At 67.9% G+C, this 21,698-nt stretch carries 28 protein-coding genes; 5 read left to right on the forward strand and 23 right to left on the reverse strand.

What is annotated here, in order from left to right; translation table 11 throughout:
• Positions 1–2 precede the first annotated feature (2 nt).
• From ACIBG8_RS07560 to ACIBG8_RS07605, 10 genes are read right to left on the reverse strand one after another with little or no spacing between them, the layout of a single operon-like run.
• Positions 3–410 carry a hypothetical protein gene (locus ACIBG8_RS07560; protein ID WP_397341759.1) on the reverse strand — a complete coding sequence of 136 codons (408 nt, stop codon included), beginning with the start codon at positions 408–410 and terminating at the stop codon, positions 3–5.
• Positions 410–961, reverse strand: a complete 552-nt coding sequence (locus ACIBG8_RS07565; protein ID WP_397341760.1) for a hypothetical protein — start codon at positions 959–961, stop codon at positions 410–412. The genes ACIBG8_RS07560 and ACIBG8_RS07565 overlap by 1 nt, the downstream gene beginning before the upstream one ends.
• A complete protein-coding gene (locus tag ACIBG8_RS07570) occupies positions 961–1,191 on the reverse strand; it encodes a hypothetical protein (RefSeq protein ID WP_397341762.1) in 231 nt (76 codons plus the stop codon). Before ACIBG8_RS07570 ends, ACIBG8_RS07565 begins: the two co-directional genes overlap by 1 nt.
• A complete protein-coding gene (locus tag ACIBG8_RS07575; protein WP_397341763.1) occupies positions 1,188–1,418 on the reverse strand; it encodes a hypothetical protein in 231 nt (76 codons plus the stop codon). The genes ACIBG8_RS07570 and ACIBG8_RS07575 overlap by 4 nt, the downstream gene beginning before the upstream one ends.
• Entirely contained in the window at positions 1,415–1,729 is a 315-nt protein-coding gene (locus ACIBG8_RS07580; RefSeq protein ID WP_397341764.1) for a hypothetical protein, read from the reverse strand. The genes ACIBG8_RS07575 and ACIBG8_RS07580 overlap by 4 nt, the downstream gene beginning before the upstream one ends.
• On the reverse strand, positions 1,722–2,267 hold the full coding sequence (locus ACIBG8_RS07585; RefSeq protein ID WP_397341766.1) for a hypothetical protein: 546 nt from the start codon (positions 2,265–2,267) through the stop codon (positions 1,722–1,724). Before ACIBG8_RS07585 ends, ACIBG8_RS07580 begins: the two co-directional genes overlap by 8 nt.
• Positions 2,260–2,472, reverse strand: a complete 213-nt coding sequence (locus ACIBG8_RS07590) for a DUF4314 domain-containing protein (protein WP_397343905.1) — start codon at positions 2,470–2,472, stop codon at positions 2,260–2,262. Before ACIBG8_RS07590 ends, ACIBG8_RS07585 begins: the two co-directional genes overlap by 8 nt.
• Positions 2,472–2,660 (reverse strand): hypothetical protein, encoded by a 189-nt coding sequence (locus tag ACIBG8_RS07595; RefSeq protein ID WP_397341767.1) that lies wholly within the window; start codon positions 2,658–2,660, stop codon positions 2,472–2,474. Before ACIBG8_RS07595 ends, ACIBG8_RS07590 begins: the two co-directional genes overlap by 1 nt.
• Before the next feature lie 58 nt (positions 2,661–2,718).
• Positions 2,719–2,955 (reverse strand): hypothetical protein, encoded by a 237-nt coding sequence (locus ACIBG8_RS07600; protein WP_397341768.1) that lies wholly within the window; start codon positions 2,953–2,955, stop codon positions 2,719–2,721.
• A complete protein-coding gene (locus tag ACIBG8_RS07605; RefSeq protein WP_397341769.1) occupies positions 2,952–3,689 on the reverse strand; it encodes a DUF2786 domain-containing protein in 738 nt (245 codons plus the stop codon). The genes ACIBG8_RS07600 and ACIBG8_RS07605 overlap by 4 nt, the downstream gene beginning before the upstream one ends.
• A gap of 362 nt (positions 3,690–4,051) precedes the next feature.
• On the opposite strand from ACIBG8_RS07605, the gene ACIBG8_RS07610 reads away from it, so the two are divergent.
• The gene (locus ACIBG8_RS07610; protein ID WP_397341770.1) at positions 4,052–4,654 is read left to right on the forward strand and encodes a hypothetical protein; all 603 of its coding nucleotides are present in this window, start codon (positions 4,052–4,054) and stop codon (positions 4,652–4,654) included.
• Between the two features lie 486 nt (positions 4,655–5,140).
• On the opposite strand, the gene ACIBG8_RS07615 is transcribed toward ACIBG8_RS07610, so the two are convergent.
• From ACIBG8_RS07615 to ACIBG8_RS07665, 11 genes are all read right to left on the reverse strand, one after another.
• A complete protein-coding gene (locus ACIBG8_RS07615; RefSeq protein ID WP_397341771.1) occupies positions 5,141–5,440 on the reverse strand; it encodes an HU family DNA-binding protein in 300 nt (99 codons plus the stop codon).
• Positions 5,437–6,219: a hypothetical protein gene (locus ACIBG8_RS07620; RefSeq protein ID WP_397341772.1), complete on the reverse strand. Its 783-nt coding sequence runs from the start codon at positions 6,217–6,219 to the stop codon at positions 5,437–5,439. The genes ACIBG8_RS07615 and ACIBG8_RS07620 overlap by 4 nt, the downstream gene beginning before the upstream one ends.
• 9 nt (positions 6,220–6,228) lie before the next feature.
• A complete protein-coding gene (locus ACIBG8_RS07625; RefSeq protein WP_397341773.1) occupies positions 6,229–7,848 on the reverse strand; it encodes a DUF3560 domain-containing protein in 1,620 nt (539 codons plus the stop codon).
• Positions 7,845–8,489 (reverse strand): ArdC family protein, encoded by a 645-nt coding sequence (locus ACIBG8_RS07630; RefSeq protein ID WP_397341774.1) that lies wholly within the window; start codon positions 8,487–8,489, stop codon positions 7,845–7,847. Before ACIBG8_RS07630 ends, ACIBG8_RS07625 begins: the two co-directional genes overlap by 4 nt.
• A 79-nt stretch (positions 8,490–8,568) precedes the next feature.
• Positions 8,569–8,787: a hypothetical protein gene (locus ACIBG8_RS07635; RefSeq protein ID WP_397341775.1), complete on the reverse strand. Its 219-nt coding sequence runs from the start codon at positions 8,785–8,787 to the stop codon at positions 8,569–8,571.
• 44 nt (positions 8,788–8,831) lie between these two features.
• Complete coding sequence (locus ACIBG8_RS07640) at positions 8,832–9,050, reverse strand: hypothetical protein (RefSeq protein WP_397341776.1); 219 nt, start codon at positions 9,048–9,050, stop codon at positions 8,832–8,834.
• Between the two features lie 22 nt (positions 9,051–9,072).
• Entirely contained in the window at positions 9,073–10,539 is a 1,467-nt protein-coding gene (locus tag ACIBG8_RS07645) for a UvrD-helicase domain-containing protein (RefSeq protein WP_397341777.1), read from the reverse strand.
• 69 nt (positions 10,540–10,608) lie between these two features.
• Entirely contained in the window at positions 10,609–10,896 is a 288-nt protein-coding gene (locus tag ACIBG8_RS07650) for a hypothetical protein (protein WP_397341778.1), read from the reverse strand.
• Between the two features lie 69 nt (positions 10,897–10,965).
• Positions 10,966–11,679, reverse strand: a complete 714-nt coding sequence (locus ACIBG8_RS07655; RefSeq protein WP_397341779.1) for a hypothetical protein — start codon at positions 11,677–11,679, stop codon at positions 10,966–10,968.
• 303 nt (positions 11,680–11,982) lie between these two features.
• Positions 11,983–14,007: a recombinase family protein gene (locus ACIBG8_RS07660; RefSeq protein WP_397341780.1), complete on the reverse strand. Its 2,025-nt coding sequence runs from the start codon at positions 14,005–14,007 to the stop codon at positions 11,983–11,985.
• Positions 13,895–17,164, reverse strand: coding sequence for an efflux RND transporter permease subunit (locus ACIBG8_RS07665; RefSeq protein ID WP_397341781.1), 3,270 nt, complete (start codon positions 17,162–17,164; stop codon positions 13,895–13,897). The genes ACIBG8_RS07660 and ACIBG8_RS07665 overlap by 113 nt, the downstream gene beginning before the upstream one ends.
• 113 nt (positions 17,165–17,277) lie before the next feature.
• Here ACIBG8_RS07665 and ACIBG8_RS07670 point away from each other — a divergent pair, with 113 nt between their 5' ends.
• Complete coding sequence (locus ACIBG8_RS07670) at positions 17,278–17,748, forward strand: MarR family winged helix-turn-helix transcriptional regulator (protein ID WP_397341782.1); 471 nt, start codon at positions 17,278–17,280, stop codon at positions 17,746–17,748.
• Positions 17,749–17,963: 215 nt separating this feature from the next.
• A complete protein-coding gene (locus ACIBG8_RS07675; RefSeq protein ID WP_397341784.1) occupies positions 17,964–18,818 on the forward strand; it encodes a TIGR03619 family F420-dependent LLM class oxidoreductase in 855 nt (284 codons plus the stop codon).
• Between the two features lie 94 nt (positions 18,819–18,912).
• Here the strand turns inward: ACIBG8_RS07675 and ACIBG8_RS07680 are convergent, their stop codons facing one another.
• Positions 18,913–19,563 carry a TetR/AcrR family transcriptional regulator gene (locus tag ACIBG8_RS07680; RefSeq protein WP_397341785.1) on the reverse strand — a complete coding sequence of 217 codons (651 nt, stop codon included), beginning with the start codon at positions 19,561–19,563 and terminating at the stop codon, positions 18,913–18,915.
• Positions 19,564–19,590: 27 nt separating this feature from the next.
• Between ACIBG8_RS07680 and ACIBG8_RS07685 the strand changes: the two genes are divergently transcribed.
• Entirely contained in the window at positions 19,591–20,007 is a 417-nt protein-coding gene (locus ACIBG8_RS07685; protein WP_397341786.1) for a VOC family protein, read from the forward strand.
• A 103-nt stretch (positions 20,008–20,110) separates the two neighbouring features.
• On the opposite strand, the gene ACIBG8_RS07690 is transcribed toward ACIBG8_RS07685, so the two are convergent.
• Entirely contained in the window at positions 20,111–20,266 is a 156-nt protein-coding gene (locus ACIBG8_RS07690) for a DUF4186 family protein (protein WP_397343906.1), read from the reverse strand.
• 160 nt (positions 20,267–20,426) lie between these two features.
• Here ACIBG8_RS07690 and ACIBG8_RS07695 point away from each other — a divergent pair, with 160 nt between their 5' ends.
• Positions 20,427–21,665, forward strand: a complete 1,239-nt coding sequence (locus ACIBG8_RS07695; RefSeq protein WP_397343907.1) for a PucR family transcriptional regulator — start codon at positions 20,427–20,429, stop codon at positions 21,663–21,665.
• The last annotated feature ends 33 nt before the right edge of the window (positions 21,666–21,698 follow it).

Genomic DNA, 21,698 nt, shown 5'->3' on the forward strand with positions numbered 1-21,698 from the left:
GTTCACACCGCCCCAGGGCCGAGCATGGGTTTGCCGTTGGGGTGTTCGGTGCAGCAGATTCCGGCTTCGCGCAGCAGCGAGTCGCCGGGATCGTCAGCGAAGCGGGTCTTGCAGCCGCAGCAGGTGTAGATCCACCCGGCTTTCGGGTGGTCGTCGAGGTCGACGGCGATGGTGTGGCAGGAGGGGCACCGGTGCGCCTTGTCGTGGTTCCACTCCACGACCGGTTCCGCGGATGTCGTCCATACGGCTCCGGGGTTGGCCCGGTGCCATTGACGGTGGTGGGTTGCAGCCTCTTCGGCCGCGACCTTCACGACCTGCCGCGGTGACACGAAGAGGCAGGTACCGGTTCGGCAGATCGCGATGTGCCAGCGGTTGGAGAACGGTTCCACTTTGACGATGAGACGGGTCATTAGTCCTCCTGCCCGAGCCAGGCTCGGATGTGGGGATTGAGGTGGAGGGCGAGCGCTTCGTCGATTGCACGGCCGTCGACCAGCGATCGGCGGTGAGCGCGGCTGTCGAGAACGAGCCGGACGACTTCGGTGAGTGCCTTGGCCATCGAGCAGGTCGGTGTGCCTTCCGGGTAGTCGGTGGCGATGGCGTCGAGGACCAGGCCGAGACCGGCGGTGGTGCCGCCGGGGATGTTCACGGCCACGTCGAGGCACTGCGTCTTGTAGCCCCATGCGCCGAGCTTCAGCGGGCAGTCGACCCAGCCCCGCGTGGTGAGCAGCGTGATCGTGTTCGGATGCACGCCATAAGGGGTGGGCCCGGCGATGAGGAACCCGTACCCCCACCGCGTGGTGTAGGGGACGATCAGCTTTTGCGGGATGTGATGGGCCCGGCAGTGGGCGATCATCTCTCGTTTGAGACCGCGCACGAGTTGGGCGTCGCCGAGCACGGACTGGTCCACCTGGTCAAGCAGGACATGGGCGAACCGATTGCCCTGGGCGGCGGATTGGGCCATCACTCGTCGGCCGCCGCGCGAAGGGCGTCCTTGAGCTTGGCCAGGCGGCCCGACCCGAATCCGGCGTAGCCCAGCATCTCGTCGTCGGTGTGTTGAGCGAGGTGGCCCAGGGTACGGATGCCGACTCCGGCCAGCGGATTCGCAAGATGCCAGGACACGCCGGGCAGCTGCCTGATGGGGTGCGATGCGGGAAGGCCGGTGGCCGCGACCAGTTCGGCGAGGGTGCTCATGATGGTGCTCCGTAGATCGTGATGGGCAGGGTGGTTCCGCAGCAGACCACCGTGTGGTCGCCGCGGATCTCGGGGTCGTGGTTGTTGTGGCCGATCTCGGCGGCCAGGTCGCCGAGCAGGTCGGCGTCGGCCTGGAGCTGGGCCCAGTCGACGCGGATCTCGTCAGGGGGCGGCCAGTGGATGCCCGCGCAGGAATCGCACGGGCATCCGGCCGGGTGCGGCGTCACAGCAGTTCCCACGCTCCGGTGTCGGTGTTGAGGTAGCGGATCTCGGCCGATCCGGTGTCGGCGGCGGCCCAGTCCTTCGGCGCGAAGCAGAGCGCTCCGCCTTCCTCTCCCGGCGGGACCACGATGCTTCCTTCGTAGTCGAGGCGCCCGTCGCCGTCGTAGATCCGGAACGGGGTGCCCTGGCCAGCGAGGAGCGCGGCGCGCACCTGGTCTCGGGCGGCGCGGCTTCCGGTTCCGCGGAGGAAGAAGCGCCCGGTGTACTCGCCGCCGCAGTGGTCGACGGTGATGGTCCAGCCGTACGGCTCACGCATCCGGATGTCCCTCCTTCCTGCCCGGGTAGGAGCGGCACACGATCGTGCCGGTCAGGGAGATGCTCGGCGTATCACGCGGCTTCACCTCGAGGGGGAAGCCATCCTTGTGCCGGATCGCCCGGACGGATTCGGGGTGGGCTTCGGTGAGGTCGTAGGTGTAGAAGGCCGTGCCGTTGGTGAAGGTGAGCGCCACGGTGCTGGGCTTGTCGAGGTGGAGTGCCAGCCACTTGAGCGCGGCGAGTCCACCGGCCTCGGTGCGCAGGTCGAAGGTGACCTCGGGGCCGATGCGGCTCTCCAGCTCGGCGATGAGCGCCAGGGCGAAGGTGACGACCATCGCGTCTGGCACGTCGCTGGCGGCGAGCGTGTGTGCGCCCTCCTCGGCGGTGGGCGAGCTGGTGTCGTAGCCGAGTTGCCATCCGTTGGGCGTTGCCAAGAGCCAGACCTCGGTGTCCGCGGCGACGAACACGCCCGTGCCGTCCGGTACGGCGCTCAGCCCGTGGCCGGTCAGGATGGTGATGAGCTGGGCGACGTCATACATCGGCGCGCCCTCTTGCGTGCCTGATCTCGTCACCCTGGTCAGGCAGCATGCCGAGTACGGCGCCGGAGTCCCAGCGGACGGCAACGCCGCCCATCGGTTCCACCCGGATGACCGTGCCGTGTTCGCCTGGCTGGAGCCCGGTGTAGCGGTCGGCTGTGGCCACGAGCTCGACCCGGTCGCCGGGCGCGAAGTCGTCGAGGTCCATCACGCGCCGTCCTGGCTGACGGTGATCGTGAAGTGGCGGCCGGGGTAGACGATGCTCACGGTGTCGCCGCCGCTGTAGTCGAGTTTCTCGGGTGCGGGCAGCTTGTCCGAGTCGTCGGAGATGATGAGCGCTTGGAGCAGGCCGTCGTGGATCTCGGTAGCGATGTCGTCGATTGTTGGCAGGTACATGGGTGGTGCCTCCGTTGCGGTGACGCTGGCTCCGCCGTACGGCGGAGCCAGCCTGAGTTCAGGGGGTGGTGGTGGACGCTTCGCGCAGAGTGATCTGATACGGCTTGCGCCCGAACCGGATGGGTTCGCCGTGGTTGGTGACGAGGAAGGCGTAGAGCGCGCCGTAGCTGTCGCAGACGTTCCACCAGACCGGCTCAGAGGGGCCGATCGGGTTGGTCCCGTGCCGGAACATGCGCGCGATCGGCCGCTCGCCTTCCCAGACGGTGTCGTCGAGCGGCATGGCGAAGCGCGTCACCGTAGCGAGCCCTGCGCCGCAGCGCCGGACACCCGGTTGCTGCCGCCGATGTCGGCCTGGTCGCCGGCCGCGCGCCCGGCCACGTATCCGGAAGCGTTGGTCAGCGTCCGCTTCGGTGCCTTGCCGAGTTTCGGATAGCGCTTCTCGAAGGCCGCCTGGACCGCCTGTTCGCGGCTGGCCAGGACCAGTTCTGTCGAGCGGCCCGTGGTCGCCGTGGTGTCGGCGGGCCGCGGCTCGCGCGTCGCGGCGCGCTCGGCGTCCAACATGCGTTCGTAGACACGGGTATAGAACCCGAGCATCCAGCCCTTCTTGAACGCCGTGGAGCTCTTGCCGCTGTCGTCGCGGGCGGTTCGTGCGCCCTTGCCCATCTGGAGTTGGAGGGAGGCGTTGAGCAGTTTGACCTGCTCCAGGTCGGAGGCGTGGCCGACGATCGTCACCAGGTAGCCGTTGGGCATCTGCCTGTAGACGGGGCGGCACCGCTTGGCGCGGGCGATGTTGACCAGCAGAGCGCGCCGGTCGACGCCGTAGGAGGTTCCGATGAGGACCTCGAAGGTGGTGACTTCGTCGGCGACTTGGCCGCTGTCGGCGAGGTGGGCCATCTCGACGCCGTACTTGGCCATGAGGGCCAGAGCCGCCGTCATGAAGGTGTCGGCTTCGTGCTCGTTGTCGGTGCCCTGGGCCTTGGCAAGAAGGTTCTGGATGCGCTTGAGCATCTTGTCGGACACGTCGGTCACGTGGACTCCGTTCGCGGGCAGTGTTCGGGTGAGGTCCGGCGATGGCTAGTCGCCAGCTTTTTCGCTTGCGTGTACCGCGTTGACCTGCCGGTTCACGCTTCGTGATCACTCGTTAGTCTCTCAGTTTGAATGCGTTTTCGCAACTTAATCTAGAACGCGCTGAGACCTTCACAGTCAGCGCGAGACGGGTTCCGACGGGAACGGACCGACACGCGACCAGAGACCGTCACGGACGCACACAGACGCATACAGACCCCTTTCGCAAGTCGTCGCGCAAGCGCTTTTGCATGCTGAATTGGCGCGTCGGTTTGCGCAAAAACCGGAATCGTGGGATCACTTAGGGGACAGGAGTCCTGAGCCGGATGGAGAAAGCCACCCTTATGGCAAGGGCAAACTCGCGAGAACAGGCCGCCGACGCAGCTCCGCAGGCCATGTTCGTCGAGCCCGGAGACAAAAGCGTCTCGCCGACGACCGAACAAGCAAAACCGCCAGCGCCGACCACCCAAGGCCGAGACCTGGAACTTGCGGCCCGCCGCGTCAAGCAGCCCACCACACGCCTGCGCTTCGCCGTACGAATCGACCCGAGCGTCAACGCCCGACTCACTGTGGCATGCAAGGTCACTGGCGGCGGCCCCCAAAAGGTGGTCGAGGACGCTCTCAATCTCTACTTCGACGCCCTCGGCGTCCCCAAGGACCTGCCCATTCCGCAGGGCGAACGAGCTCCACGTGAACGCACCCCGCGGAAACGCACCCACGGCACCGCACATCTGGACCTGATTCCAATCGGCATCCGCCTGCTGCCCCTGACGGACGCGAGACTGTCCTACGCCTGCGAGAACATGGCGATGGGGCCCCAGGACATGGCCGAGACAGCGCTAAGCGCCTACTTCATGCGCATGAAGATTCCGCATCATGTCGAGGCGAGCTCGGTCACGAAGGTCGTTCAGGGCGAAGTCCAAGCCTGAGCAAGCCCCCGCTGCCCTCAGGCTGGGCCCCGCCCAGCGAGTCCGCCAGGAGCTGGTGCCCCTCATCGGCCGACAGCAGTGCCTCCGCTGGACGGCATCCGTGCTCACACAACATCAGCGGGCTGTCTACCGCGCCCCATAGCCGACACAGCATCGGTCTGCCCGGCACCTCATAGACGGCGCACTTGCCGTCCTCCGGCGCAGGGCAGGCATACCCTCCGTCCAGTAGCTGCCCCAAGGCGCGCTGCGCCGTGGGGATCCGGTAGCCGGCCCCGCGGATCCGCTGGTGCTCGCGCGGGCTCATTGTGATCGGCCCGCACGATTCCTGGCACAACCCCCGGCAGCCGACATCGGGGACTTGCGCATACAGCGCGGCCAGGCGCGCGTCTTCGAGTTCACTCCAACTACTCACAGTGCCTCCAAGGACGAGAGGGGACGAGGGACAGGGTGCGAACGGAGGCACCGCTCGCACCCGAAGACTGACGGCTAACGGTCGGCGGCCTGGCGGCCGTTGACGTTCACCAGCTCCTTGAAGTCCGAACCGGGCCGGAACTTAGGAGCCCAGCTCTCCTCTACCTCGACCCTGGCCCCGGTCGAGGGGTTGCGTGCATCGCGGGCAGGCTTGTGGACCTGCTCGAACGAGCCGAATCCGATGATGTTCACCTTCTCGCCGCTGGCCACGGTGTTGGCGATGACGTTGAGCACGGCGTTGACCACCTCTGCGGCCTCGTTCTTGGGCAGCTTGGCTTCGGCGGCCACGGCCGCAACGAACTCACGCTTGTTCATGATCGATCTCCTGTTTCCCTTTGTAGTGCGGACATTCTTGCCGCCAGCGTTTCCGCTGGCGGCATGTCGGCCGGTCCATCCGGCTCGACGAGCTCCAAGACGTGGACCCGGCGCAGGGACAGCCGCGCCATGGGCGCATCGATCCCTCCGCCGAGCTCCAACCGCCTCACATCGGCCTGGGCGGCGTCGGCGAGGGCCCTGGAGAAACCCTCGGGGCTATCAGAAAGCGGCAGGTCAGGGCTACCCCCACCAAGGAGAATCTTGTGGGCGAGCACGCTGCCGTAGGCGGCGATGTAGTCGCTGCGGAAACGGCGACGCAGCGACGGCCGCCACTGCGGATCGTGATCAGTGTCCGGCAGCGACCGAAGGTGGACGTTGTAGACCTTCACGGCGGCCTTGGACGCCTCGTCGATCTCATCCAGCAGCTCAGGCAGCCTGAGGGCCACCTCCTCGGCCAAACCGCCCAACCCTCCGAAACGCAACAGGAAGCCGCCCCACCGATCGCGTGGCGAGTCCCCCGGCCCGTACACCGGCAGGATGCAGCCGTACGCCTTCACGATCGACACCATCGCCTGGTAGCGAGCCTTGCCGTACCCGCCGGTCTCCGGAATGTCGAGGCTGCGCCACTCGTGCAGCTCTTCCGCACGTTCCCGCCGCAATCTGCGGCGCAGGGCCTGGGCCCGTTCGTCGGCCGCGACGCGTTCGTGCTCTGACGTGCTGCGTTGAGCCAGTTCCTCCCACGCGGCGAGCCGTGCGGCGAGCTTCGCGATCGGGTGCACGCTCTACCCTCAGCCGGGGATGACGACGAGGACGGCGCTGACCGACGTTCCCGACGCCTTGAACGTCTCCGGGGGGAGCTGCTCGATCCAACCGGCGCGGGCCTCGATCATGCCGCGGAAGGCGACGGCAGCGGTTCTCGTACTATGTGCCACTCCCGCGCTCATGACGGCGACCAAGGTCCCGCCGGGCTTGACGAATCTGAGCGCGTGGTTGACGTGCTCGATGTCCTTACCGGATCGGAAAGGCGGGTTCATGATCACGGCGTGGTAGCCATTCGGGCGGAGCTCTTCAAGTCCGGGGTCGACCGTGAGGAAGTCCGCGACTAGGACCGCCCGAGCAAGACCGGCGTCGGCGAGCTGTCCCGCCATGCCCGGGTGGAACTCCACGCAATCCACCAGCCCGCCACGAGCTGCCGCCGCCCTCGCGATGTTCCCCGTGCCAGCCGAAGGTTCCAGCACCGTGACCCCCGCCTGAACTCCGGCCTGGGCCGCAAGCCGGACGGCGAGTTCAGGCGGGGTGACGAACACGTCCAGGTGCGCCGACGCCGTGGTGTTCACCGCGGCGACCTTCGACTTGAGCGCGGCCATCGCCTCCTGGTCCACGATCGGGGCGACCGTCACCTTCTCCCGCTGCGCCGCAGGCCGGTCCCTGGTGGCCGCGATGGTGACGGGTCCCTCGGCGTCATGCGGGCACTCCACCTTCAGCACGTCGGTGAAGGCAACCTTCGGTCGCCAGTGATCGCGGAAGTCCAGCTGCACAGTGACCTTGTTGACCTTCATGGCCAGCCCGTTGTAGCCCCACGCCCAGACCCGGTCGCCGACGTGCACGTTGTGCTTGCCGTACGGGACGAGGGTGCCGCCCTCAACGGCGGCGGCCACCTGCTGCTTGTCGTAGGCGAGCTGGTCTTCAAGCTGGGCCTGGCGCGCAAGCAACTGCTCGCGGTGCTCGCCGGTGGCGGGCTGGTGGGTCTCGACGTAGTACGGGTTGCCGTTGTGGTCGCGGAACACCCGCTCATATCCGTTGAGGCTCCGTTGGATTCCGCGTAGCTCGGCCTCCAGCTTCTTGATACGGCGGGCGGTCACCCTCGGCCGTGCGGAGTAGGCGGCGGCAGAACCGGCCGCGTTTGCCCTGCGTGCCGCATCGTTCGCAAGGTCGCTCTCCGCAGCGCCGGTCTGCATCGCCCGGTCGATCTTCTCCCGATCCTTGCGAGCTCGCTTCTCGGAGTGGTGACCGACCAGGATTGGCTGACCCATCGGAATGCCGTCCGCGATCTCGTGGGCCCTGCCGTACGCGGAGGCGGCGCGGCCGGCGTGACGCTCGGCTTTGTTCGCCAGCGCGTGGCGACGGTCTTCCAGCCGGTCGGCCTGGTCGGCGAGCACCGTCGCCCGGTCGCGGTGCTCGCCGTCGATGTCGACTTCCACCTCGAACCCGGCCTCGCGCAGCTTCTCCGCGCCCCGGTTGATCGTCCAGCGGTCGGCGACCCGGTCACGGGAGTGCCGGATACCGATGGCGCGGATGGACGGGAAGTAGTGGAACCCGATCGGCTTGAGGATCTCCCAGGCGCCGTCGCCCTTTCTAGTGCCCTCGACCAGGGTGCCGTCGACGTGGGTGTGCCTGATCGTGATCACAGGTCGTCCTCGTCTTCCCCGGCAGCGACAATCTCCTCGGCGAGCGTCAGAGCGGCTTCGAGGTCGATCACAGGGCCGGAGCGCAGGGCGAACGCCTCACACGTGGTTGGGCACTCTGTGGTCGTGTCGTCACGGCTGGTCGGGGTGGTGCCGCAGAACAGGCAGGTCTCGATCGGGCGGGTCTGGCGCACGTCGAACGTGCCGCCCCTGACGAACCAGCGCACCTTGGGCGGGATCGTCATCTCTCCCTGTTCGCGGGCCTTCTTGTCTTCCTCGCTGTCCTCGTGCTTGCGGCCTGCGCGGCGGAAGGTGACCATGCCCTTCTCGCCGCTCTTGACGCAGCGCCCCTGGGTGAGCCAGTACTGGAAGCTGCCGCAGTGGGAGATGGGCCTGCGCTGCGCGGCCAGCAGCATCACGTTCTTCGCCGAGTAGCCTTCGCCGGTCTCGTCGGCGGGGTCGTGCTTGACGCCGATGCTGGCTGCCATCGCGCAGAACAGGTCCAGCTCGTCTGGGTCGGCGATGAGCAGCGCAGCGTAGCTTTCCAGCAGCGCGTTGGCCACCGCCTTGTTTTCGGCGGCCTTGTTCTTCATGTCGTCGGTGACGCGTCGGCGCTTGCGCCGGGTCGTGGTTGTCCGTGCCATGTCGGGTGAGGTCCTCTCGAAAGCGATTTGGCTTGCGGGTTGTGCGGGTGGCTCGTGGCTGTCGAGCCACCCGCAGGGATTAGGGCATGGCGGGCTGTGTCGCCTCGGGGGGTGGCTCGGCCGTCTCAAGGAGTGCGGGGTCGAAGCCGGGGATCAGCTCGGCGTCCGACTGGCACAGGCCGTAGCGCCAGCCGTCGATCGTGGCAGCAACAACGGCGATGTCATCGCAGCCGGTGGCGCCGCACGGCCAGTTGGTCTCCAGCGGGAGGAGGAGTCTCGACCAGGTGACAGCGGTCACTCGGTCACCCCGGTCAGCGTCTTCAAGATGGCGACAACGTCCAGTCATCCGTCTGCTTTCGCGAAGTCGTTGGCATGGTTTTCGCAGGGCAGGTCCGAGATCCCAGAGTCTCTGACCATGCGGTTGCAGTCGGCGCAGAATCCCACTTCGTGGTACTCCGCGGCGGCCTCCTCCAGGCCGTACATGATGTCCCGTACGAGACCTTCGGTGAGGACTACGAAGATCGGCCTGTCAGGGTCGAAGGCGGGGAGCAGCGCGGTCATAGGGGCTTGTTCTCCTGGAGCTTCAGGCATTGTCGTTGGCGTTTTCGCTTGCGGGTTTGGCGTAGCCGTCCACCCAGGAGAGACCGCCTCGGTCGAGGACGAACTGGGCGCGGGTCACCGTGACGTAGGCGAGCATTGCGTCGCTGGCGCTCACCCTGCCGGGCTTGCCGTCTGCTGCGGGCTTCGGCTCGGGGAAGTCGTCGGCGATCCGGACGCGGTGCCACTCCCGGCCTTTGCTCTTGTGCGCGGTGGACAGCACCACGTCGGCGCGGTCCTCGGCGGACAGCCCCTCGATGAGCGAGATGATCTCATCAGGCCCGAACTGGTCGATCAGCTTCACCATGGGGGCCAGGTCGGAGCCCGATTCCTCCTGCTCGACATAGTCCTGAACCTGACCCCAGTTCTGGAAGGCGAACAGCTCGGGGTGCGCGCACCCGGCCCCTGCCTTCAACTGGATGGCTGCTTCGGCGAGCGACTTGATCTGACTACCGCCCCCGACGATCGACACCCGGCGATGTGCCTCCATCTGCTCGACCGCATGTCGCAGAGTGGCTGCGTTGGTGCGGCACAAGATCGCGTCTGGGTCGGGCAGCAGGTCGATGCGGGAGTTGATCTGGTCGAAGCCGGTCAGGCGGAGAGGAGCATCCAGAATGTCGAGCCACTTGTTGGCCTCCGCCGCGACCGCCTCGCCGAAGCGGAAGCTCTGCGACAGAGTGAGGCGCACTCCGTCGAACGAGGTCATCGCGTTGACGCTGCCGCGCCATCCGTAGATCGACTGGGCCGAATCCCCCACGATGATCTTCTGGGCGTTCCGCTGGCCCTCCACGATCGAGATGACCGGCGGGTTGGAGTCCTGAGCCTCGTCCAGCAGCACGTAGTCGTAGGGCAGCTGCGGCCCAGACAGCGACCAGATCTTCAGATAGGCGTCGTGGGAGAACGGGAGCCGCCCATCGGTCCGGCAGATGTCGGTCCAGGCCACAGCCGCGAGCGGCGGGATGACCTGACGGAGCGCCGCCATCGTGTCCGGATCGTCCAGGCCGGTGAGGCGCGGCACGGGCTGAAGCGCGATATCCGCGTGACCGGACTGGCAGAACCGGGCGACCGTGACCATGACGACGCGGGCCAGCATCTGCGGCGAGATCAGGAGCTCGCTGACGCGGATCGGATCATTGATCTTGAGCGCCTTGGCGATGTCGAGGGCCCGCATCCGAGGGGCTTTCAACCGACGTGCGTACAAGCGGCCCACCGCCCCGAACGCGAGGGAATGGGCGGTCTTGCACGTGACATCGGAGGGGAAGGACTTGGCCGCATCGGTCTGGATGCTCTTGTTGTACGCCAGGTACAGACCCTTCCTGCCGCGAGTCGCGGCGGAGCACATCCTGAGCGTGGAGCTCTTTCCCGCTCCGGCGCCGGCCTCGATGACGAGGTTCTTGCCGGTGAGGTAGGCGTCGATGACGGACTGCTGCTCGATGGTGGGGGTAGGGGCCATGGTCATCTCCTGGTCGTCTTCGGTGGGGGTGCCGCCCCGGTCTGCTACGCCGGGGCGGAGACTGCGAGGTCAGGCTTGGGTGGCGATCATGCCTTCACGCATCGACACCGACTGGTCGAGCGCGAAGGCGATGGCCTGCGCTGCCATCTCCGGGCCCCAGTCCTGTGTGGCGAGCACCTTGATGAGGGCCTGCCGGACATCGCCGTAGGCGTTGTTGCCGTGGGCCAGGGTCTGGTCGGCGGCCTGGTTCAGGGCGCTGAGAGTCATCAGCAGGCACTCGGCGAGCGTGGCCGTCGACGGCGCGTCCCCCTTGGCGAGGTCGTCCGCCATCGCTTTCAGGGCATGGAAGTTGTACATCGGGACTCCTTCGGGTGAGGTCGGGCCGCGCTGGCTGGACGCGGCCCGGAAAGCGTTTTGGCTTGCGGGTCAGTGGCCGCTGCTGCAGACCGGCTGACCCTCGAACATGCCGGTCGCGACCTTGTCGCAGGTCCGACAGAAGGCGGGCTTCTCCTCCAGCACCTCGTAGGCCGCGTCGATCGCGGCGGCGACGATCAGCTGAGCGTCGCGCCCTGTCGTCTCGTCCGCGGTCAGGCCGAGCGCCCCGGCTGCGATGGCGGCGGCGTCGTGGGCAGCGTCTTCCACTCTGTCGTGCAGTTCATCCCAGGTGAGGCCGTAGCTGTCCAGGTGGGCGTCCTGGGCGGCGGCCCATGCCACGGCGTCGATGATGTGCTCGACGCTCGCTCCCGCCTCACGGGCTTCGGCGGCCTTCACGTACAGCGGGAGCGGCTCACCGGCGTCGTAGATCACCGGCGGCGGAACCTGGGTGGCGTCATCAGCGGCCACTTCGGTCTGGAAGCAGCCGTCGCTCTCCACCCAGTGAGCGTCATCGGGGCGCTTCCAGCCATGGCTGGCGAGGACCTGGTCCCAGTCGGGGGTGGGCTGGCAGTAGCAAGTGTGGGTGTCGATGACGGCGATCACCATGTCGGTGGCGTAGAGGGAATCGCTGCTGACCTCCGGCTCGTCCGTGTCGGCCTGGGTGATGACGAGCAGGTAGTTGCGGGGCAGCTTGTCCCCGTTGAGATCGGTGAGGAAAGTGTCCGCTTCGATGATGCCGGTGGCGACGTAGCGGGTGTGGGTCATGGCGTTCCTTCCGGGAAATGCCGCAGGGACCGGCGTATGCCGGTCCCTGCTGGCGGTTTGGCTTGTGCGTTGTCTCTGGAGTCTTGTGGCTGAGCCGGTTTGGCGGGGTCACTCCGGGCGGCGTTTTCGCAGCTCAGAGCGTCTTTGATCTTCACCGATACTCTCATGACACTTGCGTTTTCGCAACCGATCGGGTCGTTACGCTGCGACCAGCTCGAACAGTCCCCAGAAGCTCCCAAACCGACCAGGAGACGATGGGGGGACCAACTCCCGGACCCAACCCCAAGCAGCGCGCAGCGACCCCTACAGAAGCGCCGGACGCTCTCCAGACCGAGACCGCCTCACCAGCCGATACCGCGACAGCTTGCCCTCCCCCTCTCGAGCCAGGACACCCTCCGCCGCCAGGACCATCACCGCACGACCGAAGGTCGGCAACGTCGCTCCAATCCTCAGCCGCAACTCACGCGCGCCGAGCGTCTCCCCTCGCATCTCGACCAGCGCCCGAACGATCTCCGTCTTGACGCCATCCAGGGTGGGCTGAGCAGGCATCGGCTTCAACAGCAGGTACCGAGTGATCGGCCCCTGACCCTCCCGAGCCACCACACCCAGCGACATCAGATCCCGCATCGCCCGGCAAAACGTCGGCGACGAACACCTGGCCAACGCATGCAGTTCGCCTGCCCCCACCGACCGGCCACCCGCGGCCGTCAGCCGCTCCAACACCACCTCAATGACGCGCTCAAGCTGAGCCTTCCCGCCCAAACGGACCCGCTTTGCCTCCCCCTCGAACGTCGGATAGATCCACAGCCATGCCTGCTCATACGACGGCTTCTCCACCGCCACGCGATCGATCACCTGCATCAGCAGCGAGCGGCGCTCCAGCACGCCGAAACTCGGCCACTCCGCCACAAGGCCGTCCATGACCTGCCGAGCCGCCCGAGGCGAGATCCGCGCCTCCTCGGCATCCGTCTCCAGCTGCCGCAGCGACACCCGAAACTGCTCTTGCTCAGCGAGCAGGCCATCCCGGGTACGTACATACGAGTCCTCCGGGATCAGGCCACGGGTCAGCAGAATGGTCTGCCTGTCGAGATCCCCCGCAACCCGCTCCAACTCCTTCGTCAACCGCCGGACGTCCTTCTCCCGCTGCGCGGGCTCGACCATCACCGCAGCGGCGGCAGCTTCGATCTCCGGCGCCCACGCGCGCAAGACGCCCACGACAGCCTCGTCCACCGCACGCAGCGGCACATGCCGCGATCCACACACCTCCTCATCGTGGCGAGCCCTGGACCCGCAGATGAACGAGGCCGAATGCTGCTTCAGGTGCATGCCACCGCCGCAGTGCCAGCAGGTGATGAACGAGACGTAGTGATGGACAGAGCGGACCCGGCGAATGACCTTCCCGGCTCGCAACGCCTGGTAGCGCGCCCACAGCTCAGGGCTGATGAGTGGAGGATGGGCTCCCGGCCGAAACACCCTGCGCGTGCAGTGCGACGCCCTGCGGCAACCGCATTCCGGATCGTGGATGCGGATCAGACCGGCGGCGAACCCTCTGTCCATGAGCTGGAGAACGGTCTCGGCGCTCCACTGCAGCCCGCTAGCGGTCCGGAAGCCCCTCCGGTTGAGCTCCCGCGCCAGGGCCACGAAATTCTGGTCCACGACCCACGTCTCGTACAGCTCGGCGTGCATCTCTGCTGCGCCTGATTCCACATCTGGCTCGTACCGCTCCTCGCCGTCAGATGGATCTCGCAGGGTGTGCGTCGGCGATAGGGGATGAGGCATCCGTCCGCGCCGGATGTAACCGAAGTAGGCGCGGCCGTAGGGCGGCAGGCCCCGAGCGACTCGGTTCTGATACGCATCTGCCCACGATTCGCCAGCCCGGTCCGACTCGAACGCGGCGATTTCCATGAGCACGCCGCGGGTCAGCTTTCCCACCGCGGTACGCGCGTCCACCTCCTCGGTGGAGGAGATCAGCTCGCCACCGGCTACTTCCACCCGGGCAAGGTTGAGCTGGTTCCCAGTCCGGTTTCGGCCGAACCGGGAGTACTTCCAGACCAGGATCGCCTTGACTGCCCCCTTTTCCACCTGGGCAATCGCGTCCATGATCTTACGTTGGAAGGTCCTCCCGGACACGTCCAGGTCCTCTATCCAGCCGCCTTCGGGCCACATGCCCGGCGGGATGTAGTAGCCCCGCCGGGCGGCGTATGACTCAATGGAGTCACGCTGAATGGCTGGCGAGATTTTCTCTTCCAGCATCATCGACACGCGGATGTACCCGATCGCTGGAATCAGGCCCCTGGCCAGCGCCCCGACGCCGCTTGATTCGCTCATGCGTCATGCTTGCACCAACGTAAAGCGTGGGCACCAGCACCAGCGTGAGCAGGGTGCTGGAGATCAGGCCGCCGATGACCACGATGGCCAGCGGCTGGGAGATGAACCCGCCCGACCCGGTCACCCCCAGCGCCATCGGCGTCAGCGCGCAGATGGTGGCCACCGCCGTCATCAGGATCGGCCGCAACCTGCGCCGCCCGCCCTCGATGACCGCCTCCACGATGCCCAGCCCCTGCTCCCGGTACTGGTTGATCAGGTCGATCAGCACGATCGCGTTGGTCACCACGATCCCGATCAGCATCAGCATGCCGATCAGCGCAGGCACGCCCAGCGGCGTCCCGGTGGCCAGCAGCAGCCCGATCGCGCCGGTCGCCGCGAACGGGATCGACACCAGCAGGATCAGCGGCTGCACGAAGCTCCTGAACGTCGCCACCATGATCATGAAGACGATCGCGATGGCCGCCAGCATCGCCAGCCCCAGGTCGGCGAACGCGTCGCTCTGCTGCGCCGACACCCCGCCGATCTTGTAGGTGGCGCCGCCGGCCAGCGTCAGCGTCTTCAGCTTGCTGGTCAGCTCGGTGGTGACGCTGCCCAGGTCGCTGCCGGCCAGCTTGGCCGACACCGTCGCCGAGCGCGCCCCGTCGATGCGGGTCACCTGCGTCGGCCCGGCCACCTCGCTCACCTCGGCCACCGACGACAACTTCACCAGCCCCGCGGCGGTGGGGATCTTCAGCTTCTCCACCGCCGCCACGTCCTCAGGCGCGTCGCCCGTGCGCAGGATCAGGTCGCTGGCCCGCCCGTCCAGGGTGACCTGGCCCAGCGGGGCGCCGCGGAACGCCTGCGCCACGCTCTGCCCGATCTGCGCCTCCGACAGGCCCTTCTCGGCCGCCTTCTCCCGGTCCACCCGCACCTCGACGCGCGGGGCGCTGGCCGACAGGTTCGACGACACATCACGCAACCCGGTCAGCTGCTTCATCGAGGCGGCCACCGTGTCGGCCGCCGTCTTCAGCGCCTCCGGGTCACCGGCCTGCACGACCACGTCGACGGAGTCGGTCGAGCCGCCCATGCCGCCGCCGTTGCCGCCCACGGTGATCTCCCCCACCCCGGACATGTCGCCCAGGCGGGAACGCAGCTGGTTTTCCAGGTCCGGGGTCTTGATCCCGTCCTTGACCGTCAGGGAGTAGGAGACCCGGTCGGCCGCGCCGCCCAGACCGCCCATCATCTGGCTGCCGCCGCCGACGGTCACCTGGTAGGACTCCACACCGTCCAGGCCCTTGAGGACTTCTTCGACCTTCTGCGCCGCGGCGTCTGAGGTCTTCAGGTCGGTGCCGACCGGCATCTTCTGCGTCATCGACACCGTGTCCTGGCCGGAGGAGTCGATGAAGTTGGTCTCCAGCCTGCCCGCCAGGCCCATCGTGGCGACGAACACCAGCACACCCACCAGCAGCGTGATCCAGCGCCGCTTGGTCGCGAACCGCAGCACCGGCAGATACATGCGCTGCAGCGGCGAGCGCAGCTCCTTGGCCTCGGCCGCCTCCCGGGCGGCGCGCGCCGCCTCCGGGTTCAGCTGCGGCGCCTTCAGGAACCAGTAGGCCAGCACCGGGATCACCGTCAGCGACACCACCAGCGAAGCCAGCAACGCCACCGTGACCGTGACCGCGAACGGCGCGAACAGCTCACCCACCATGCCGCCGACGAACGCGATCGGCGCGAACACCGCCACCGTCGTCAACGTCGAGGCCGTCACCGCGCCCGACACCTCACGCACCGCGGCCAGGATCGCCTGCCGTTTCGGCTCGCCGTACGCCAGATGTCGTTTGATGTTCTCCAAGACCACGATCGAGTCGTCCACCACCCGGCCCACCGCGATCGTCAGCGCGCCCAGCGTCAGCATGTTCAGCGAGTAGTCGCCCGCCCACAACGCGATCAGCGCGATCACCACCGACAGCGGGATCGACACCGCCGTCACCAGCGTCGAGCGCACCGACAGCAGGAAGATGAGGATGACCAGCACCGCGAACGCCAGACCCAGCAGGCCCTCGGTGGCCAGCGACTCGATCGAACGCTCCACGTACGGCGCCTGGTCGAACACCACGTCCACCGCGGTCTCCGACGAATCACCCAGCGACCTGGTCAGCTCGGGCAGCTTGTCACGCACCGCGTGCGAGATCGCCACCGCGTTGCCGTCCGGCGTCATCGTGATCGACACGCCCAGGCTGGAACGGCCGTTGGTGCGCGTCAGCGTCGTCGCCGCGGCCAGGTCGCGCTTGACCTCGGCCACCTCGCCCAGCTTGACCGGCTTGAGCTTCGGCACCTTGACCGGCTGAACCTGCTGCTGCTGCTGGGGGCGGCCCTGCATCTGCTGGGGGTTCGGCTGCTGCTGCTGGGGCTGGGCCTGGGCCTGGGCCTGGGGTTGCGGCTGGGTCGGCGTCAGGTACAGGTCCTTGACCTTGTCCACCGAGTCGACCCGCGTACCCACCTGCACCGTCAGCGACTTGCCGTCAGCGGTCAGCGAACCGGCCGGAATCGGCGTCCCGTTGGCCTTCAGCACGTCGGGAATCTGCGCCGGAGACACCCCGGCCAGCGCCATCTTCTTCAGATCCGGCGTGATCACCACGGTCTCGTCACGCGTGCCGCTGACCGTCGCCTCCCGCACCCCCTCGATGCCCTGCACCTCGGGAATGAGCACCTTGCGCAGCTTGTCGGCCATCGCCCGCTGATCGCCACCGTCGCCCACCGCCAGCACCAGCACCGGGATGTCGTCGGTGTTGCCCGCCACCACCTGCGGATCCACGCTGTCGGGCAGCGGCGCCCGGCTCACCGCGTTCTGCATCTTGGCCACCGACGCCTCGATGTCGGTGCCGTAGGCGAAGGCGACCTGCACCTGCGCGATGCCCTCCTTGGAGGTCGAGGTCACCTCCTCCACGCCGTCGATCCCCTGGAAGGAGTCCTCGATCGGCTTGGTGACCTGATCCTCCACGATCTCGGGGGAGGCGCCGGGGTAGGGGGCGATGACGAACGCCCCGGGAAACGACAGCGACGGCAGCAACTGCTGCTTCAGCTGGGGGATCGTGAAAGCGCCGAACGCGCTCAACACGACCGCGACCAGCACGACGAGGCTGCGGTTGGCAAGGCTCAACCTGGCCAGAGCGGTCATGGGGGTCCTCACGAGGGGAGACGCTTCAAGAGTTCGCCCCAGACTAACACTTCGCTCAGCACGAATATTTAACCGCGCGTGGCTTTCCTGATAACCTTCTCAGGAAGCGAGAGGTGAGCGTGAACGACGAGCGTGACCGGCTGATCAAACGCATCAGCGAAAGCCAGCGCGACCTGGGCAGACACTTCGCCAGAGACCCCTCACCCCTGTTCACCTCCAACCTCACCATGCGACAGCTCAAGGTCGTCATGCTGCTGTCCTTCACCGGGTCCGCCTCGGGTCAGGACCTCGCCGCCAACCTGGGTGTCGGCCTGGGTACGGTCACCGGCATCGTCGACCGGCTCGTCGGGCACGGGCTCGTCAGCCGGCACGAGGACCCGCACGACCGGCGCGTACGCAGGATCGAACTCACCGACCAGGGCCGCACCCTGGTCGAGCAGATCAACGACACCGGCACCCAGTCGTTCCGGCGCATCATGGAACGCCTGGACACCGACACCCTGCGCGCCCTGGACGACGTCACCACCAAAATCCTCCAGGCAGCCGAAGACCTCATCGCCAACCCCTGCCCGCCCACGTCGTAACCCCTGTCCCCCAGCGGTCCAGCGCGGCTACGTAAGCCCGGCACGCTCTCGTCCCCTTGACCCGGCACTGACCCCGCGCTGACTCCGCCCGCCGGACCCTCTTGACCCGCGCGCCCGCCCCGAGGCCCACCCATGGGGCGCGGTTTGCCTTGACGCCGGTGGCAAGGTCCTAGCCTGACCGCGCAACCAAGTCGGCACGGACCAAGGGACCAGCGATGAAGTTCGGCATCACCTACAGCACCCCGTACCACGGCGTCGACCCCGACAAGATCGCAACCTTCGCCCAGCTGGCGGAGGAATGCGGCTTCGAATCGATCTACCAGCCGGAACACATCGTCCTGTACCCGGGCGCCACCATCGGCCCCTACGAACTGCCCGTCACCCTCCCCTACGCCGACCCCCTCGACGTCCTCACCTTCGTCGCCGCATCCACCCGGCGCATCCTGCTCGGCACCGCCGTACTCCTGCTCCCCTACCACCACCCCGTCACCCTCGCCAAACGCCTGGCCACCATCGACCAGCTCTCCAGGGGCCGCATGCGCCTGCTCACCATCGGCCTCGGCGCCCTGCCCGGCGAAGCCCAGGCCGTGGGCGTCGACTACCCCACCCGCGGCCGGCGCGCCGACGAAGCCATCGACGCCCTGTGCCTGTTGTGGGCAGGCGGCCCGGAGGGCGTCACCTACAAGGGCGAGTTCTTCACCCTCGACACCCTCGTCAGCTACCCCAAGCCCTACGACAGCACCCAGCTGCCCATCCACATCGGCGGATCCACCCGCTCCGCCGCCCGCCGCGCCGGGCTACGCGGCGACGGCTACTTCCCCGGCGGCGCCCTGACCGCTGAAGAACGCACCGCCCAGTGGCACCTGGCCCAAACCACCGCCGCCGAAGCAGGCCGCGACCCCAAGTCCCTGGACTACACCCGCTTCGCCTCCATAGACATCACCCGGGACCACGTGGAGTCCCTGGCCGCCGAGGGCGTCACCCGCCTGGTCATCAACAGCGCCGCCACCACAGCCGACGAACAACGCGAAGAACTCACCACCTTCGCCACCCACCACAACCTCCGCTAACCCCAGCAGGCCAGGGCGCCGGGGGCGAGCTCCATGTGGCCTGAGGTGCCCTTGGCGGACTGGAGCGCGAACAGGGGGGCGAGGCCCGGTCCCGTCAAGAGCGACCGTGGACCGGGACCTCCCTGAGTGACTCCAACAGCCCCGTCAGCGCTCGCTGTGTCGCCGCGAGGTCGGCAGGATCGCCCGACTCCGCCAGCCACAGCGCCGCCTCGTTCATCGCCCCCGACAGCAGCCGCGTGATCGGGCCCGTCGGCTGGCTCGCCACGATCCCCGCCTCCACCAATCCCGCGACCGCCTCCTCCAGATGCCGGGCCGAGGCAGCCTCGTCCATCGCGCGCCACTCGGCCCACCCCAGCACCGCCGGGCCGTCGATGAGCATGATCCGCCGCACATCCGGCGCCGTACTGACCGTCAGGAAAGCGTGGCACCCGGCCACGAACTGCTCCCACGCCCCCTCCTGGGCGTCGGCCTGCCTCGCCACCCCCGCGCCGACCTCCTGCTGCACCTCCTCCAGCACCGCGCGGAACAGCTCGGCCTTGCCCTCGAAGTGGTGGTAGAGCGCCCCCTTGGTCACCCCGGCAGCTGCCACGATCTGCGACAACCCCACCGCGCCGTACCCCTCGGCCGCGAACAACCGCCTGGCCTCACGTACCAGCGCCAGCCGCGTCCGCTCCCGCTGCTCCGCCCTGCTCACCCGGCCTCCTTCGCTTTGACATACCGATGGTACGCCAATAGCCTTTCGCATACCAACGGTATGCGAAAGGTGGTAATCATGAACATCACCAGCTTCTATCCAGTGATCGCCAGCAGCCAGGTGAAGGAGGCCAGCGCGTTCTTCGTCCAATGGTTCGGTTTCGAGGTCGTCTTCGAGGCCGACTGGTACGTCAGCCTCCGCCAGCCCGGCGACCAGCCGTACGAGTTGGCCATCCTCGACCACAGCCACCCCACGATCCCGGCCGGGTACCGCAAGCCGGTTCAGGGGCTGCTGCTGAACTTCGAGGTGACGGATGTGGACGAGGAGTACCGGCGGCTGGTCGTGGAGGGCGGCCTGGAAGTCGCGCTGGAGCTGCGGAGCGAGGAGTTCGGCCAGCGGCACTTCATCGTGGCGGGGCCCGACGGCGTGCTCATCGACGTGATCACGGAGATCCCACCGGGAGAGGCCTACGCGAACGACTTCGTCAGCCCGTGACACGGGTGAGGGACGAAATCACCTCGCCGAAAACCTGCGGCGCGGCCTGGACCATAGCCCGATGTTCAACCCGATGGCCTGGGCCGCTCCCTGCGGGGCCGGACTACGCGAACGCGGCATCGGCTTCCGCCTGCCCAACGATCCATAGGCAGATCGCTTCCACGACGTAGCCTAGCTCGGCGGGGATGTCGTGCCAGCGCGCCAGGCAGGTACGGCAGCACGTCGCGGTGCTGCGCGACGAGCACGGGATGCCCGCGATAGCGCTCTACGTATCGCATGGTGGGTAAGCCCTGTGCGGTCAGGATGAACCACAAGCCCTGAGACCAGGCTGGTCTCTGCTCGTAGAAGCTTGTTCTCCACCGGCAGTCCTTGCGTCCACCGCCGGGTCGTCGTGTGCTAGGACTGGCCTCGTGAGTGACATGCCGTGCCAGTGGCTGCTGGGCCTGCGGGCGCAGGGCGGCGGGCATCCGCCCGCGGCTTCCTCTGCCACCTTGGCCCTCGCCCGTCGGACGCTGGGAGACGGGCCGGCACGGTGGGCGGTGGAGACCGCCGTGTGGATGACGCAGGAGGTCATCAGGCAGGTGCCGGCCTACGGCGGCGGACGCACACCGTTCGAGACGTTGCGGCGCTCGGTGGAGTCGACTGTGCTGGTGGCGCTGACCGGGCTGTTGCTGGGCTCTCGTCCCTCGCCGGAGCTGGTGCCGGTGGAGGCTGTAGAGGGCAACGCGGATCTCGTCCGCCGCGGCGTGCCGCTGGACCTGGTGCTGCGCGGGGTGCGGATCGGGCACGCGTGCCTGCACCAGCGGCTGATGGACGCCATCGACGCCGAGCCGGAGCCGGTGCGGCTGGCGGAAAGCCATCGGGTCAGCGAGTTGCTGTTCTCCTATGCCGACGTCCACGCCAGCCGGATGGCGGAGGAGTACATCGCCGAACGGAACCGCTGGCAGGCCAGCACCGAGGCGGCGCGGCACCGGATCGTGGACGACATCGTGGCGGGCCGGCGTATCGACCAGGAGGCGGCCGAGCGCACGCTGGGCTACGAGCTGGGCCGCCACCATGTGGCGTTCGTGGTCGTCGCCGACGAGCTCGACACCCCGGCCGAGGTGCTGCGGCGCCTCGCGGCGGAGGCGGCGCGCGCGATGAACGGCCACGGCGTGCTGACGGTGCAGGCGGGCCCGTCACAGGTGTGGGCGTGGACAGGCCGGCGCACAGCTTCCACCTCCAGCGCGGAGGTCGAGGTGCCGGCGGGACTGCGGCTGGCCATCGGGCCGCTCGCGTACGGGACGGCCGGATTCCGGCGCAGCCACCTGGGCGCCAAAGAAGCCCAGGCGTTTCTGGGAGAGACCCGGCTGTGCCATCACGCCGACATCCGGGTGCGGTCGCTCCTGGCCGCGGGCGGGGAAGGGGCGCGCTGGTTCGCCGAGGAGACGCTGGGCGGGCTGGCCGGCGGTGACACGCGGCGGGCGGAACTGCGCGAGCCGTTGCGCGTCTACCTGTCCGCCGGGCGCAGCCCGCAGCGGGCCGGCGAACTGCTGCACGTCTCGCGCAACACCGTGGGCTACCGCGTCAAGCAGGCCGAGGAACTGCTCGGCCGGCCGCTGCCGGAGGACCTGCTGGAGCTGCGGCTGGCGCTGGAGATCACCCGAATTCCGCTCTGAGCCCGATCGAGCCCGCCCTGAGCCCAAACTGCG

The organism is Nonomuraea sp. NPDC050556 (assembly GCF_044457355.1).
Classification (GTDB): domain Bacteria; phylum Actinomycetota; class Actinomycetes; order Streptosporangiales; family Streptosporangiaceae; genus Nonomuraea.